At 45.9% G+C, this 15971-nt stretch carries 11 protein-coding genes and 1 pseudogene; 4 read left to right on the top strand and 8 right to left on the bottom strand.

Translation table 11 applies throughout. The annotated features are described in order from the left end of the window. Nucleotides 1–361 precede the first annotated feature (361 nt). The 4 genes from fusA to OQJ86_RS12925 all read right to left on the bottom strand — a co-directional run bounded on the left by fusA (nucleotide 362) and on the right by OQJ86_RS12925 (nucleotide 5737). Entirely contained in the window at nucleotides 362–2386 is a 2025-nt protein-coding gene (fusA, locus tag OQJ86_RS12940; RefSeq protein WP_265988006.1) for an elongation factor G, read from the bottom strand. Nucleotides 2387–2695: 309 nt separating this feature from the next. Next, entirely contained in the window at nucleotides 2696–3682 is a 987-nt protein-coding gene (dgcA, locus tag OQJ86_RS12935; RefSeq protein ID WP_265988005.1) for an N-acetyl-D-Glu racemase DgcA, read from the bottom strand. Nucleotides 3683–3696: 14 nt separating this feature from the next. Further along, complete coding sequence (dgcN, locus tag OQJ86_RS12930; protein ID WP_265988004.1) at nucleotides 3697–4701, bottom strand: N-acetyltransferase DgcN; 1005 nt, start codon at nucleotides 4699–4701, stop codon at nucleotides 3697–3699. Nucleotides 4702–4852: 151 nt separating this feature from the next. Beyond that, entirely contained in the window at nucleotides 4853–5737 is an 885-nt protein-coding gene (locus OQJ86_RS12925) for a LysR family transcriptional regulator (RefSeq protein ID WP_265988003.1), read from the bottom strand. Between the two features lie 234 nt (nucleotides 5738–5971). Here OQJ86_RS12925 and soxR point away from each other — a divergent pair, with 234 nt between their 5' ends. Next, a complete protein-coding gene (soxR, locus tag OQJ86_RS12920) occupies nucleotides 5972–6409 on the top strand; it encodes a redox-sensitive transcriptional activator SoxR (RefSeq protein ID WP_038864987.1) in 438 nt (145 codons plus the stop codon). 40 nt (nucleotides 6410–6449) lie between these two features. On the opposite strand, the gene OQJ86_RS12915 is transcribed toward soxR, so the two are convergent. Next, nucleotides 6450–7298 (bottom strand): tetratricopeptide repeat protein, encoded by an 849-nt coding sequence (locus OQJ86_RS12915; RefSeq protein ID WP_038876612.1) that lies wholly within the window; start codon nucleotides 7296–7298, stop codon nucleotides 6450–6452. A gap of 195 nt (nucleotides 7299–7493) precedes the next feature. Between OQJ86_RS12915 and OQJ86_RS12910 the strand changes: the two are divergent. Continuing rightward, nucleotides 7494–7954, top strand: a pseudogene (locus tag OQJ86_RS12910) (ASCH domain-containing protein). 53 nt (nucleotides 7955–8007) lie between these two features. Here OQJ86_RS12910 and OQJ86_RS12905 read toward each other — a convergent pair. The 3 genes from OQJ86_RS12905 to OQJ86_RS12895 form a co-directional block, all read right to left on the bottom strand. Beyond that, the gene (locus OQJ86_RS12905; RefSeq protein WP_038876617.1) at nucleotides 8008–8571 is read right to left on the bottom strand and encodes a GNAT family N-acetyltransferase; all 564 of its coding nucleotides are present in this window, start codon (nucleotides 8569–8571) and stop codon (nucleotides 8008–8010) included. A gap of 33 nt (nucleotides 8572–8604) precedes the next feature. Next, nucleotides 8605–9192, bottom strand: coding sequence for a class I SAM-dependent methyltransferase (locus OQJ86_RS12900; RefSeq protein WP_265988002.1), 588 nt, complete (start codon nucleotides 9190–9192; stop codon nucleotides 8605–8607). A gap of 87 nt (nucleotides 9193–9279) precedes the next feature. Further along, complete coding sequence (locus OQJ86_RS12895) at nucleotides 9280–10797, bottom strand: phospholipase D family protein (protein WP_265988001.1); 1518 nt, start codon at nucleotides 10795–10797, stop codon at nucleotides 9280–9282. Between the two features lie 589 nt (nucleotides 10798–11386). Between OQJ86_RS12895 and OQJ86_RS12890 the strand changes: the two genes are divergently transcribed. Together OQJ86_RS12890 and OQJ86_RS12885 are read left to right on the top strand one after the other, a co-directional pair. Then, nucleotides 11387–12544, top strand: coding sequence for an efflux RND transporter periplasmic adaptor subunit (locus OQJ86_RS12890; RefSeq protein ID WP_009706355.1), 1158 nt, complete (start codon nucleotides 11387–11389; stop codon nucleotides 12542–12544). A gap of 13 nt (nucleotides 12545–12557) precedes the next feature. Next, complete coding sequence (locus tag OQJ86_RS12885; RefSeq protein WP_265988000.1) at nucleotides 12558–15716, top strand: efflux RND transporter permease subunit; 3159 nt, start codon at nucleotides 12558–12560, stop codon at nucleotides 15714–15716. Nucleotides 15717–15971 lie beyond the last annotated feature (255 nt).

Raw genomic sequence — 15971 nt, 5'->3', positions numbered from 1 at the left:
TGACGCAGTTTATTGAAGCATCCAATCAGCAACCAAAGTATTGCAAATAACATCATATAGAAACAAGGCTTTTGTAAAATTCAAACTTTCTTTTTAGCAATTGCTAATTTAACATGTCAGTCGTAATGCGAAATTAGAAACGCAGTATGGTAAAGTAATTGTCGCTCACACTCCTTTAGGTAGATCTTGATGGCCCGTCGTCCAACGAAAACGGCAATTACTTCTAAGCCGACAGTGTTGAACAGTTCCAATCCAAGCTTGAACATATTGGTATGTCGTTAGACAAATAGACCTCAACTGAATACAACAATGCCCTCAAGTTTCGAGGGCGTTTGTTTTTTCAGGGGATAAATGAGTGAGGTTAACTTTGTTGCGTCGCTTCGTTGCAGACCTGTTTTTGCACTGCTGGCGGCGCTGGTTCGTAATGGCTGAGCGTCATATTGAAACTGCCTTCACCCCCAGTTATTGAGCGCAATCGTCGAGCATAATCTTGCAGTTCGTTAACTGGAGATTTTGCTCTTAGCATGGTGAAGTTCGCATCGATAGGCTCAGTACCCTCAATCAAGCCTCGGTTCCCTGAAAGATCGCCAGACACATCACCGACATTCGATGTCGGAATATGCAGTTCCATTTGAACAATCGGTTCCAATACAATTGGTCCGGCATTATTGATGGCATCTAGAAAGGCTTTTTTACCGGCGATCACAAAGGCGATCTCTTTTGAATCAACCGAGTGGTATTTACCATCGTAAACCGTTACCTCGACATCTTTGATTGGATTGCCAGAAATAGCTCCTTCTTCAAGAGCTTGTACAATGCCTTTTTCTACCGCAGGGATAAGTGAGGTTGGAATCGCTCCACCGACCACTTTATTCACAAACTTAAAGCCAGTTCCCCGTTCTAGGGGGCGCACTTTCAACTGCACTTCACCAAACTGACCAGCTCCGCCACTTTGTTTCTTATGGCGGTAATGTCCTTCAGCAGGCTTAGTAATGGTTTCAAAATACTCGACACTTGGTTGGCTGGTTTCCACTTCCAGTTTGTAAACAGAAGACATTTTCTCAAGCGCTACTTTGAGGTGGAATTCACCCTGTCCACTAATGATGGTCTCGTTGGTGCGTGCGCGATGTTCAATTCTAAGCGATGGGTCTTCACTGGCGATTTTGTTAAGCACATCGCTGAGCTTTTGCTCATCGCCTCGTTTGATCGGTTTGAGACACAGTGAGTACATGGAATCTGGGAAGTTAAGTGTTTTAAGTTGAACACCATCTTCTTCATGGGAGTCATGCACAATGGCATCAAACTCGAGCTCATCCACTTTGGCTAACACACAGAAATCACCCGCCAGCGCTTTAGGGATTTCACTACGGTCTTTGCCTTGCAATTGGTATAGGTGTCCGACTTTAAATGCTTTGTTATTTTCGCCTATGTAGAGTTGAGAACCGGCATTTATTTCGCCTTGATAGACGCGCAAATAGGCTAACTTACCCATGTAAGGATCGACGCTGATTTTGTATACATGCGCGACGCTGCGTTCGAGTGCTTCACAATTTACTTTGACCTTTTTGCCATTTTTTTCAAGCAGTGGTGGGTTACCTTCATTTGGCATCGGCATGATTTCTGCCAACGTTCTTAAGAGCAGTTCGACGCCTGCGCCCGTCTCAGAAGAAACAAAACAAATTGGGATCACGTGTCCGGTTCTTAACGCTTCCTCAAATGGGTCGTGCAGTTGTTCTGCTGTCAGTTCTGAGCCTTGTTCGAGATAGAGTTCCATTAAGGCTTCATCGACCTCAATAACCTGATCAATCAGAGTTTCGTGAGCATCTTCAACTCGTGAAAGCAAAGTGTCACGTTCTAATTCTGGCTCAAAATAACAGTCGACCACGGATTTGGCATCGGCTGAAGGTAAGTTGATTGGTAAACAGTTATCGCCAAAATGCTCAATGATGTTTTCCATCACGGCTTCAAGCTTATTACCGTGATTGTCTAGCTTGTTGATGATGATCATCTGGCATTTTTGTTGCTGTTTCGCGAAGGTAAATAAGCGATCAGCTGTTTGGTTGATGGGCATTTGAGGGTCGATGATCAACGCTGAAGTTTCCACGGCAGGGAATACGCTGAGCGTGCGTCCGAGTAATTCGTTCTGTCCCGGAGTGTCGATGAGATTAAGGCGATGTTTATTCCAACTTAGGGCGACTGGGGTGGCTTCGATACTGTGTTGATATTGGATGGATTGTTGGTCGAAATCGGTCACCGTATCGCCTTTTTCCACACAACCTAAATGGTTGGTAGCTTGGCAGGTGTAGAGCAGTTTTTCTATCAGTGTGGTTTTGCCGGTACCCGTTTGACCGACAAAGGCGACGTTGCGGATCTTATTGATAGGCATAGAGCCTCCTTGCAAATGACGTGCGAAACCGAGTGAGCCTTTAGCGGCCAATCAACGGTTCCAAAGCAAACCTGATATCAGGCACGAACTGCATTGGAGTAGGGCGGGTTTACCGCCTTTTCGTCTTCCATGTCATTTTTCGGATGACTCTATACATACAACCACCACCTTGCTGAAAAAGCGCATTAGAGGTTACTACGGTATTAGCATGCCGTAATAACCCCGTAATTTATGTGACTTATTTCATGCTGACGGTGATTGTTTTTTAATCTAGGTCATGAAATGGGTGATGGGGTGATCACTGATCCTTTACAGGACGATTTCACCTTCTCGATATACCAAAGCAGGCTCAACATCTTGACCCAGTAAAACCGGACCATCTAAGTCGACCACTTTCGATTGAACAGCGATAGGTAGTGCTGCTCGCATCGCCAATGAAGTGCCTAGCATGCAACCAGACATCAAGGTAAAGCCAAGGCGTTTCGCTTCTTCTGCAAGCAGTAGGGCTTCGGTTAGACCACCCGTCTTGTCGAGCTTGATGTTGACCATCTCGTATTTGCCTACCAATTCATGCAATTGTTGGCGCGTATGGCAACTTTCATCGGCACAAAGTGGAATAGGGTGCGAAATGTCTTTTAGCTTGTCATCGTCATTCGATGGCAAAGGTTGCTCAATCATTGCGATATTCAATGGCGCTAGCGCGGCAAAGGTGGCGCCTAAATCCAGTTCTTGCCATGCTTCGTTCGCATCCAGCACGATCATCGCATCGCCTGCCGCTTCACGAACAGCGCGTACACGCTCAATCACTTGTTCGCCATCGAGCTTCACTTTAAGTAGTTTTGCGCCTTGTTTGATGTAGTTACGAGTCTGGTTTGCCATCGCTTCTGGCGTGTTAATCGACACGGTCATCGCAGTGACAATCGATGCTGGCAGTTCAAATAAATCTTGAGTGTGTTGCTTGCCCGCTAGCTTAGCTTGTAAGTTCCACATCGCGCAGTCGAGTGCATTACGTGCCGCACCACCAGGGAGAAGGGTTTGCAGCTTTTCTCTGAGGGAGACTATGTTCGCGTCACCTTTGGCAAATAAACCTTGTAGTTCATGAGCGGCTTGAGAAATGGCTTTGATCACCGATTCCACCGACTCGCCGTAACGGGGGTAAGGCGTACACTCACCTTTGGCACTGATGCCACTCTGCTCTATGGTTACTCGCACCACGTGACATTCGGTTCGACTGCCACGGGAGATCCGAAAAGGCGTCGCCATTGCAATGGTGACCGGCTCTACATGAATATTCATCGCGTCTACAATCCTTAAATCGCAATAATTTTTTTGGCTATTTCAACTACACCAAATCGCACAGGATCGGTCACTGGTACTTGGTATTGCTTACTCCAATCTTGGCAAAGCTGCGCGGCCTCTTGTTCACTCACCGCAGACGTATTCAAGCAGATTCCGACAAGACGTGTGTCAGAGTTTGTTAAACGTGCGGCTTGCAAATTGGCTTCAATGGTTTGTTCGATGCTTGGTAATTTTGCATGAGGGAGGTTGCGAATGTGCGGGCGACCGATCTCGTGACACAATACCAAAGCGTCTGCTTGAGCACCGTGAAGCAAGCCTAAACTCACACCAGCAAAAGAGGGATTGAACAGTGAACCTTGCCCTTCAATGATGTCCCATTCATGGTCAGTAAACTCTGGGCTAATGGCTTCCACTGCACCGGAGATAAAGTCCGCGACAACAGCATCAATCGAAATACCGCTACCAGCGACTAAGATGCCTGTTTGACCTGTGGCTTTAAATTCTGCTTTACAACCAGATTGCTGTAAGGCTTTCTCAATTGCGAGGGCTGAGAACATTTTTCCAACCGAGCAGTCGGTGCCAACCGTTAGTAAGCGTTTACCTGAGCGCGCTTTACCATTGCCCACTTTCAGCGGTTCATCGTAATGGCGTACATCGTGCAACTTGGTTAAGTCACGTTGCTGTAAGTCATTCAAAGGCGCAAATTCAGAAAGACGTTGATGCATACCCGAGGCAATTTCAAAACCCATTTCCGCCGCTTCCAGTAACGTCGCCTGCCATGATTCAGGAATAACACCACCAGGATTTGCTGTGCCAATCACCAAGGTTTTTGCACCTTGCTGCTGAGCTTGTTGCAGCGTCATATCTGTTAAACCTAGGGAGACGGTTTCTGACGTAAGGCGAAGTTGCCCTAAGCAAATTTCAGGACGCCATTGATGAATGCCTCGCGCGGTTTTTGCGGCGAGTGGGTCGGTGACGTCGCCGAGAAATAGTAAGTAAGGTTGAGCGATTTGCATGATGGTTCCCTCTGTCATTCAATATGTTTTCAAACAATACGTTTTCAAGTAATGGCGTTTTCAAACAATGTAGCCAGTTTGAAGAGGGAAGCCGAATGCCTATTTGTTGTGCGCCTATAACTTGAAGTTATGGACAAAGGTAAGCACTAACTTACTGATTCACCTGATGCTTTACGGAATCAATAAATAGCTTGGTAGAAATGGACTGTAGGGTGTGCTCGGCAAATAAGATAGACACTGAAAACGACAATGTAGGAGAGAGTGAGCGCACGCTGACTGCTTCATCATGCTGATATTGTTTTGCGGTCCAAGGATCAACAATGGCGAAACCCGCGTGGTGTTTGACTAACTCTGCCGCAGCAGCGTAACTGCGCACCGTAATTGGATGTTGGTAGTGTTCGTCGCGAGCGGTTAAGGTTTGGTGCAGCAATAAACCAAGCGGGTCACGACTGTCCAAGCCGATGATTGGCAATTCGTGCTGAATCAAATCATCAAACGAAATGGTGTCGTTGTCCGAATTGAGCGCTTCTTTTGGCGCAATTAGAACAAGTTGTTGCTTAAGTAAAACCTCACTCAAAATCGCGGGAGGGGCTTCTTCGCCAAAGGCAATCGCCACATCCAATTCGTGCTTAAGCAAGCCTGAACATAGCTCATCACGGTTTGCCGTTAGTAGTTCAAACGAGATACCTTGTTGCTTGGAAAGAGTGGCAACGGTTGGAGCAAGCAATTGGGAAGCCAATACGGGGGGAGCTCCAACTCTCAAGTGTTGAGTGCCTTGTTTCACCTTATTGGTGAGCGAGCGAAATTGGCCGAGTTGCTGATAGACCTTCTCTGCTTCTGGAAACAGTGCTTTGGCTTCTTGCGTTGGCACCAAGCGACCTTTGACGCGTTCGAATAAAGTAAAGCTAAGTTGTTGTTCCGTATGCGCAAGCACCCGAGTGACGTTTGGTTGAGAGACATGTAACAAACGTGCTGCGCCAGAGACTGTTCCGGTTTGCATGATGGCATAGAAGACTTCCAGTTGTCTTAAGTTCACTGCGCTTTCCTTTGCGTTTATTGAGCAAGATGAGAATCTCTAATTTACTTCATTAAGGATTGCATCTCTATATGGATGTGCGGTTCTGGTTTGTGAGAGGAAATCATATCGCACCAAACATAGTTGAAATGATTGTATTTTCTTCGTTTTTGTCTGCTTGAATATGTTAACGTGGTGTAACTTCGAACCTCAAGCATACTTGAGGTAAAGCGCTTTTAGAAAAAGGATGAAGAGATGGAAATCAGTGTTGGTGAAGTGGCAAAGCGTTCTGGCGTTAAGGTATCTGCATTGCACTTTTACGAGCAAAAGGGGTTAATTTCAAGTTGGCGGAATCAAGGAAATCAACGCCGTTATCATCGTAGTGTGCTACGTCGTGTTGCGGTCATTAAAGCCGCGCAGCAGGTGGGCTTGTCATTAGAAGAGATAAAGCAAGCACTTGAAGAATTACCTAAGCACCAAGCACCGAACAAAGTTCAATGGGAAACCATGGCAAGCCATTGGCATGAGCAGTTAGAGCAGAAAATTCAGAAACTCAAGGCATTGCAAAGTGACTTAGGTAGCTGTATTGGCTGTGGTTGTTTGTCATTAGAAACTTGTGCATTAAGAAACCCGGAAGACGTATTAGGGAAAGATCATGCAGGGTCGAATTTGACGCTAGATGAAGAAGGGTGAACGCCTTCTCCACCTGCATACTTTAAGATTTGAATGTGGATTATTGTTCTGCGGCTGAGTACAGCAAGCGTTCGAATCGTTCATGGCCATGAAGAAGTTCAAGGTCTTGCTCTTCCGCTAGCAGGTCTCGAATTGATGGGCTGGTGTCTATCGCACGTTCAAGATCTTCAATCGCTTGTTCTTCTATCCCTAAGCGAGAGTATGCACAAGCACGTTGATACAACGCTGGGCCGTTGGTGTCATCGACTTCAAGTACGCGGTTACAAAGGCTCAATGCCCAGTGGTACTCTTTGATTTCCATTGCTGCGTCTGCTTTGTATGTAAGCGCTTCTAAATCTCCAGGTCGAACTAGTAAGATCTCATCGTAAATATCGATACGCTGCTCAGGTGTTTGTGAGCTCTGTGCACGCAACCATAAGTTGTGGATTTCGTTGATTTTCTCAATCTCTTTGTTGTTCTCACTGATGATACGCGTTTTGCGTTTTAAATCGCGTTCTAATTCTAGGAATTTTTTCTCATATTCTTGAGCAATTTTTTCGAGGCGTTTGTCCGCCATTTCTGTGGTGTTGTTCTTAAATTCGCGAAGAGATTGCCAACCAACAAAGGCGATCAAAGAAGCGACACCAGCAATGATGTAGAAGAAGTAAGTGACCGTTACGTTGGCGTAGTTCAACGATTTGTCCGCGACAGTCAGTTCACGATCGGTGATTTCGACGATCATTCGTCGCTCCAGATCTTGTTGTTCCTGACGCAGTGATTTCAGTTCATCGAGGATGTAGCGTTCCATCAATGGTCTGTCTAGCATCTCGGACTCTGAGTATTTTTCTTCTGATGCAAGAGTTGGAAAGGAGAGCAGAGCAGCGAAGAAGATGCCGATGAATAAGCGCATAGAACGTCCTTTTGCGTCGAGAATGGATGGATCTCTGAAACCATAGCAAATACAGACTAGGTTTAGCAAAAATCAGATGAAAAATGCTTGTTTTATAAAGTGTTCTGATGGGCTCATATCTTGTTCTTTTGATCATGAATGGATACTCTTTCCGGTTAGTAAAGCGATGGAAAAGCAGAACCAAGGAACAGAAGTATGGATGCCAAAGCACAAGCTTATCTCACCCAATATATGGAGACACTCTCTGAACAAGCGCAATCAGCGATTCCCTCAGTAAGCGCGCTGACGAGTACAACGCCAATACTTGTGCTGAGCTGGTTAGAATTGGCCAGAAAACGGCCTCTTGTAGTATGGAGCTCTGGTACAGCGAACACGGAGAGGTGATGCCTCAAGTCGGGCACTTACAAGTGGTGACCAATTGGGACGGCGAACCTGTTTGTATTATTCAAATTACAGACGTCAGTACCTGCCGATATTCGGACGTGAGTGAAGAATTTGCCCAAGCTGAAGGGGAGGGCGACCGCACGATAGCTTGGTGGCGAGAAGCGCACACTAAATTCTTTAAAGCGGAATGTGAGGAGCTTGGCATCGAGTGGCACGATCAACGTTTATTGGTGCTTGAGCGTTTTAGAGTGGTTTACCCTATATCCAAGTAACCCAACTACAAAGGTTTGGCGCGTTGCCAAGCCTTTTCATTAAATACGATGATTTACGCCAATTGTTCTTGGCTATAGAGTTGTTGGAGCAGCGCTTGCCATTCTTCTCTTAATACGCCGTACTTAATGGAATCGTAGTACTCGCCTTGGTAGTAACGTACTTTACGAATCCGGGCTTCCTGTTGCATACCAAGCTTTTCTGCGCAACGCATCATTCTTGGGTTACCAGACCACGTTGTTAAACCAACTCGTGCTATGTCTTGGGTTTCGAATATATGGCTAATCCAAGGTACTAGCGCACAAAACCCCAACCCTTTGTCCCAAGAGTTTGAATCGTAAATGACGATGCCAGCTTCAAGCCAGCGAGTGCTCTCACATTCCCAATACCAACTCACTGAACCAACGGGCTTACCTTCGAACTCAATCAATAACATGTCTTCACCTTTCAGTAGGCGTTGAAAGGTGTGGTTACGAAAGCCTTCTAATGTCGGTGTTTGATAAGGGAAGTAAGGACCGTTGAATTGCGCCCAGCGTTCATCCTCAGTGATGAGCTTATAGAGCGCTTTGGCTTCTTCCGGAACGGCTCGTCTTAATGTGACGCCTTGGAAATGGTACATAACACTCCTTTTAGTACGAATAAGAGTAACGAATTAACGTTTGACCGCAGTGACGCTGAACATGTGCCAATGTTTTGCATTGCCGAGAGCAGTGCTGCCATCTTCATCCCGCTCATGGAAGTGGAGAATGTCATATCCTTCAAACAATGCCTCGACTTGCTCTCTGGTGAACGCACTGATGTCTGGATGCGTTTTGGCTTTGACCCAAGAGTCTTTCACGCCCAGTAAATCCCCACAAAAAACACCACCGGAGACTAAGGCTGAGTCGATTCTTCGCCATACGCTTTCAAAGTGCTCACTAGGGCAAAAGAACAAACTCGCGCTGGCAATCAACAAGCTGCATGGCGGGTAATCAAAATCACTAAAGCAAGACTGCGATATGGAAAAGTTAGGATTGCCTTCGAAACGCGTCAAGCAAGTTTCCACCGCATCTTGATGAGTGTCAAACGCGTAAACGGTAAAGCCTTGATTTAGGAGGTAGTTGGAATCTCGACCGGTACCGCATCCTGCATCAATGGCGATTTTGTTGTCGAGCGTAAGCAGATTGGCGGCACGTTCTACGTTTGGTCGGTGAGGTTGGCTCGCAACCTTTTGGTAGTATTCGTTCCATGTTACTGACATTGAGATTCCTTTCTTATGTGTAAAAACGCTACTCAGTGCTGAATAGCGTTTTGATTTAGATTTGTCGATTTTATCCTCGCAGGGAAGCTAAAGCTGATCCTCGATTGGCAGAATGCCCGAGAACCAAGCGCCCATTTTTCTCCACACGCTGGCTTCTGGCTCTGAATCGAACTCTTCGCCTGTTGCTTGATCAATCCATGCGATATCACCATCTTTGATGATGAGTTGATAGGCATTTTCTTTCAACTGCTCTGGCAAAACGGTTTGTTGTTTTTGCACGTACTCTGGTTGCTCTATAACTACGCCCATCTCTGTATTGAGCTCAGCCGAACGCGGATCCCAGTTCATCGAACCTACAAACAAGGTTTTCCCATCGGTCATCATGGCTTTGGCGTGCAGACTCGCTCGGCTGCTACCGGTTAAGCTCCATTTACTTTTAATTTTCGCACTGGCTTTTACTTCCCAAAGTTTAATGCCCGCTTTGACCAAATCTTCTCGGTACTTGGCGTACCAACCGTGCACAGCAAATACATCGTTTGATGCCAAGCTATTCGTCACGATGGTGATATCTATCCCGCGTTTTGCCGCATCAGTCAGAGCTTTTGTTCCGGATTCTGTCGGCACAAAGTAAGGGGAAATTAGAACAAAAGAATCTTCGACGTTCTCAAGGAGTTCACCTAAGTTTGCGACCAGTTGGCTTTCTTGAGTGGCAATCTTATCGGGTAAATCGAACCATACTTGGCCTTGTCCCCAATACAGTTTCAGTTTGCCTTGTTGGAGCTCCTCGTACAGGTCTAACTCTTTGAAGTTATAGGGACCGGTAGAAAACTTCTCTTCCAATTTGAGTTTTTTTACTTGCGCTTGAATCGCATCGTCTGCCACTTTTTCAGACTCAGGCACAATCCATTCCATTGGGATGGCATAGAGACTATTCCAATACAAATCGAATTGGTCCGCCGTTTGCGTCACGGCCTCGCCATAAAGCATCAAATCGAAATCACCAAACTCGACATTGGACTCGAAAGAGAAGTATTCATTACCAATGTTTCTGCCGCCGACAATGGCAGACACACTATCGGAAATCAGAGCCTTGTTGTGCATGCGACGATTAAGGCGGTCAAAGTCACTTGCCAGTGCAAATACACGCGCATCTCGATATTGGTGTGGGTTAAACAGTCGGATTTCGATGTTTGGGTGAGCGTTCAGCTCTGCCATTCCTGCATCGTTTCGCTTTTGCATGTCATCTAGAAGCAGGCGAACGCGTACACCACGTTTTGCTGCTTCATACAAACGCCACGTCATTAGCTGACTGGTTTCATCACTGCGGTAGATGTAGTACTGCAAATCTAGGCTTTTTTCGGCAGATTCAATCAGTGCGATTCGAGCTAATAGCGCATCGTTTCCCTGATTAAGAGGGTAAAAGCCAGTGTCTGAGTTCGGGTCTTTGTCGTAGCTTTCAAAAAATTCTGCCAAAGATGAGTCATTTTGATAACCGAACTGAAAGCTGGTGGATTTCTCACTTGGATCTCTTGGCTGAATTGAGGAGCAAGCCGAGACAAGTACAAGCATTGAACCGAGTAAGGCTTTAGAGAGAGAACGTAGCAATGCACACTTCCTTGTTAATACACAACGTAACTCTTTGATTATATATCAAGCTTTAAATCTGGGTAATGCGAGTGATTGTAGCCAAGTCGCAGATTTCTCAATAAACCAACCGAATCTGAATGACTCGATATGGCTTTTGGAAGGCATATTATTCGGGCGGACAATATCATGTTTTTTACTTATGTTTTACTCAGAAATGGTCAATATCACTAATATCTGGTGGTAATTACCAATACTGCACTGAGAAAAATTACTGTTTCAGCTTAACTTATTGATATTTAAAGGGTAAACGTTTGGCATGACGATTGCGTATAAACAGTGAGCGTGAGAGGTCGTAACTTGCGGAGATGGTTAAGTTTTTGTTAATTTTATTAACTTGCCATGGATAGTTCTTTTGTGATTGATAATTGCGAAACACAGCGGAAGCACGGCGCTCTTATAAAGTTGTCTATTTCAGATGCAAACACTCACTGTTTGTCCGCGGGGAGTAGGAGATTGGGTTATCGAACGTTTCGTTTGTTAATTCATCTCTAAGGCGAAGGCCTGACGGGGATGAACAGGAGAATACAAAAATAAAAAAGGATTTTTGATGTTAGCAAAACCAGTATTACGTTGGCTTTTACCCTTCGTCGTAGTTGGTGGTTCTTATGCGGGTTATGCCGCGATTGCCGCTACTGCGCCCGAAAAAGAGTCAATCAAAGACACCATAACTGAACCCACAGTACAAACCTCTTCACTTTTTCCTACCGATCATAAAGTTGTTATCACCAGTCACGGTGAAATGCGTCCATTCGAAAAAACGCACTTAGCAGCGCAAGTTAGCGGCGAAGTGATCAGTTGGCACCCAAATTTTGTGACGGGTGGAATCGTAAAGCGTGGTGAAGTGTTATTCACGATTGAAAGTGATAACTATGAAGCGGCTGTTCTACAAGCAGAAGCGGGCTTGGCAAGTGCACGTGCTGCGTTGATCGAGGAACAAGCCAAAGCGGAAGTCGCAAAACGCCAAGCGAAAAAGTTAAGCGACAAACAAGTCACAGACCTTTACCTACGTAAGCCCCATGTCTTGAGTGCTCAGGCGCAAGTTAAGTCTGCACAAGCAGCGTTGAAGCGAGCTAACCGTGACCTAGAAAACTGTAAAGTGATTGCGCCATACGATGCACTTGTTGTTGAGCGTGATATCGGTGTGGGGCAGTTTGTCTCTTCCGGCTCTCGAGTTGCAACCTTGAACAATATCGAAGTGGCGGAGATCCACGTTCCTATCGCTGGTTTTGACAGTGCATTCCTTCCTGAATCTTTGAAAGAGCTACGTGCGACTGTAACGCAACAAGGCATTCTATCGACGACTCGTGAAGGCAAAGTCGTTCGCGATCTCGGCATGATCGACAGCGCGACACGCATGATCAATATGGTGATTCAAGTTCGTGACCCGTATGGTCTAGACAACAATCAGCCACCGATTAAGTTTGGTTCATACGTTGAAGTGAGCTTTACCGGTAAAGAACTCAAGCACATTTATCGTCTCCCTCAGGAGCTAGTTAAGAACCGCACCGTTTGGGTCGTGAATGGCGAAAACGAACTGCAACCGAGAACGGTTAATGTACTTCGTGCAGAGGGTGAGTTCCTACTTGTGGGAGAAGGTCTTGAGCAATCAGACAAGCTGGTTCTGACGTTACCTGAGTACCCGCAAAAAGGCATGGCTGTCCAAGTCGCAAAAAAGAATGACGACTCCGAAACCGTCGTACAGTAAGTAGGAGTCAATCATGGAAGAGAATCAACAAAAGGGCATCATTGCCTATTTTGCGAATAACTCTGTCGCCGCGAACCTAATGATGGTGTTCATCATCGTGATGGGTATCGTGAGCTTCATGTTCATTCAACGACAAATGTTCCCGAACGTTGAAGTTAACTACATCAACATTCGAGCGGCTTATCCTGGTGCGTCTCCGCAAGAGATTGAAGAGAGTATCTTGTTTAAAGTCGAAGAATCGATCAAAGACGTCACTGGCATCAAAAAGACCGTGGCACGAGCTTCTCGAGGCAGCGCTTATGTATCGATAGAAGTGGATGTGAATGCCGACATCAAACGCGTATTGGACGATGTAAAGCAACGGGTAGACACCTTATCCAATTTGCCGGCAGGCATGGAACCCATCAACGTTTATCAGGTGGAATGGCGACAAGAGGTGATAGAAATGGGCTTGGTGGGCGATAGACCACTGGAAGAGCTCAAACCTATTGCGAAACAAGTCGAAGATGAATTACTGCAACTGAAAAATGTCATGCTGGTGGATCTCAATGCACCAGAAGAAGAGATTGCTATCGAAGTTGATCCGCTGATTCTTCGTAAATATGACTTAACGCTAAGTGATGTGAGCAACGCGATTCGTCGTTACTCAGCGAACTTTTCTGCAGGTGAAGTAAAAACCAACGCAGGCATGATCGCCGTTCGTATTGAAAACCAGTACTACCGTGGTGATGAGTTTCGCAATATCCCGGTGAAGTTAGGAGCGAATGGTGCAAAGGTACTCCTTCAAGATATTGCAACGATTAAAGACGGCTTCACAGAAGAAGACCGTTACTTTGAATACTCGGGTCAAAACGCGATCTACATGGCGGTTCAAGCCACGCGTGATCAAAACATCATCCCAGTTGCTAAATCCGTTCGTAACTACATCGAAGCAAAGAACAAAACCTTACCTGATGACATTCAACTGAAAGTTCTCGTCGATATGACCTACTACCTAAATGGTCGTCTCGACATGATGCTGAAAAACCTTCTTCAAGGTGCCGCTTTGGTGGCCATCATGCTCTCGGTATTCCTTCGTTTCCGCTTAGCAATGTGGGTAATGTTGGGGCTACCAGTGTGTTTTTTAGGCGCAGTAATGATGATGCCAATGCTGGGTATCACCGTGAACATTGTGTCTTTGTTTGCCTTTATCATGGTGCTCGGTATCGTGGTGGATGACGCCATTGTAACCGGGGAAAGTGCCTACAGTGAGATCGAAGAGAAGGGCGGTGGTGTTGAGAACGTTGTGACGGGTGTTAAGCGTGTCGCGACTCCGGCAACCTTTGGTGTGTTAACCACGATAGCGGTGTTTGCCCCATTCCTACTCTCAAGTGGGATTGATAGTGCCTTCTTCTACGGCATTGCGGGTGTGGTGATCCTGTGTCTAATCTTTAGCTTGATTGAATCAAAGCTGATCCTTCCAGCTCACTTAGCACACACTAACTTTACACCAATCAAAGCGGGCGGTTGGCGTGATAATTTCAACAAGCGCTTCTTCGGCTTTGTTAATGGTCCTTACCGAAGCTTCGTTAAGGTTTGTACTCATTGGCGTTGGACCGTGTTTGCCTTTTTCTGTGGTCTGTTGTTGATTAGTGCTGCTTTAGTTAGCTCGAATTACGTGCGTGTGATTCCAAGCCCGAAAGTACCAACGGATTATCCGGCGATTACGATTGAGATGAATGACACGGTATCGAGCGAGCAAACCATCAATGCGTTAAAAACCATTGAAGGCGTGATGCAGAAAATCGAGAATCAGATCATTGATGAGCATGGTCAGGGGATGATTCGTGATGTGCTTTCTTATAACCGAAGTCGTACTGAAGGTCGTATTCTTGTACCGCTTGTGGATGAAGAACTGCGTCCATTCAATACCTTTGAACTTGCACGTCGCTGGCGTGAGGCAATGCCAGTTATTCCGGGCATGAAGAGCTTTAAGATCCGTGAGCAAAGTGCAGGTGGCGGTGACCGCGACGAGTTTGGTTACTTGCTGTTTGGTTCGGACATTAACGAGCTAAACGAAGCGGGTCGCTACTTGATTGGTCGCCTCCAGCAAGAAGAAGGTCTGTACGATATCTCGTCGTCTATCGATTCTGGTAGTAAAGAGGTACTGTTATCACTTGCCCCTGTTGCTTATGATTTGGGTTTGGATCTCACCATGATCGCAGAGCAAGTCGGTGGCAGTTTCTACGGTGGTGAAGCGCAGCGCATTATTCGTGATGGCGAAGAAATTAAGGTTATGGTGCGTTACCCGCAATTGACGCGTGAAGCCTTCTCATCACTGCGTTACGCTGTGATTACCACGCCAGCAGGCAAGAAGGTCATGCTTGGTGATGTGGTGAAGATCAACGAGCAACCGGGCGTGAGTACCATTCGACGTGAAGGCGGTTATCAAACCGTTTATGTGTATGGCTCTATAGATGAAGAGTTGGTTGAACCTCAAGAAGTCGTGAAAGTTATCGACGACAACATCTTACCGGACATGAAGCAAGCCTTCCCAAGCGTGAAAACGGAATTGGGTGGTGACATCGAAGAGCAAGCTGCGCAGCGTAACGAGCAAATCATGTTCTTCATTGCAGGCATGATCATCGTATACATCTTGCTGGCTGTGCCGCTTAAGAGCTACACCCAACCGCTTATCGTCATGTCGGTGATTCCGTTTAGCTTAACGGGGGCGATTTGGGGACACTTCTGGCTAGATATGGACATCAGCATGATGTCGACCTTTGGTTTAATCGCGGCAGCGGGTGTGGTTATCAACGATTCCTTGGTGATGACAGATTACGTTAACCAAGTGCGAGAAAAAGGCATGAGCATTAAGCAGGCGGTTGTTGAAGCTGGCTGTGCACGTTTTCGAGCGATCACGCTGACGTCAATTACCACCTTCGCTGGTGTACTTCCTATCATGTTTGAAACCAGTTTGCAGGCGCGTTTTGTTATTCCGATGGCGGTCGCGCTTGGTTTTGCCGTTCTGTTTGCAACTGTCCTTACCTTGATTCTGGTACCTTGTTTGTACCTGATGCTAGAGGATATTAAAAACATCTTCCGCATTATTAAACGATTCTTTGGTCGCTTGATAGGTAAGTTCAAATCACAGTCATCAAACACTGTCGGCAACGAAAGCACACAAAGCTAGTTTCACCTAAAGCGGAAATCTAAGCAGCCTTCGGGCTGCTTTTTTGTGCCTTAAGCGAACTGAAATGGACTATCTATACTATAAGTTGAGTGAATGGTTAAATATTCATAAATATCGTTGGTTAATTTAACACTGTGTGTGTGAAATTCGCCATTGAGCAGATGGTGGAAAAATAAACTCTTGTTTAAGTTGTTGATATTAAAGGTTTAAAAAGTTGGCATCCTATGTGCAATGTATAGAGTGCAACCCAATGAA

Origin of the sequence: Vibrio sp. Sgm 5, from assembly GCF_026241575.1 — a bacterium.
In the GTDB taxonomy this organism is placed as follows: domain Bacteria; phylum Pseudomonadota; class Gammaproteobacteria; order Enterobacterales; family Vibrionaceae; genus Vibrio; species Vibrio jasicida.
This window is presented reverse-complemented; position numbering and strand designations above follow the sequence as displayed.

Coding starts and splice junctions, on each gene's coding strand:
- fusA (WP_265988006.1), bottom strand. CDS start 2,386: ATGCCTATCAATAAGATCCGCAACGTCGCCTTTGTCGGTCAAACGGGT.
- dgcA (WP_265988005.1), bottom strand. CDS start 3,682: ATGAATATTCATGTAGAGCCGGTCACCATTGCAATGGCGACGCCTTTT.
- dgcN (WP_265988004.1), bottom strand. CDS start 4,701: ATGCAAATCGCTCAACCTTACTTACTATTTCTCGGCGACGTCACCGAC.
- soxR (WP_038864987.1), top strand. CDS start 5,972: ATGGAAATCAGTGTTGGTGAAGTGGCAAAGCGTTCTGGCGTTAAGGTA.
- OQJ86_RS12915 (WP_038876612.1), bottom strand. CDS start 7,298: ATGCGCTTATTCATCGGCATCTTCTTCGCTGCTCTGCTCTCCTTTCCA.
- OQJ86_RS12905 (WP_038876617.1), bottom strand. CDS start 8,571: ATGTACCATTTCCAAGGCGTCACATTAAGACGAGCCGTTCCGGAAGAA.
- OQJ86_RS12900 (WP_265988002.1), bottom strand. CDS start 9,192: ATGTCAGTAACATGGAACGAATACTACCAAAAGGTTGCGAGCCAACCT.
- OQJ86_RS12890 (WP_009706355.1), top strand. CDS start 11,387: ATGTTAGCAAAACCAGTATTACGTTGGCTTTTACCCTTCGTCGTAGTT.
- OQJ86_RS12885 (WP_265988000.1), top strand. CDS start 12,558: ATGGAAGAGAATCAACAAAAGGGCATCATTGCCTATTTTGCGAATAAC.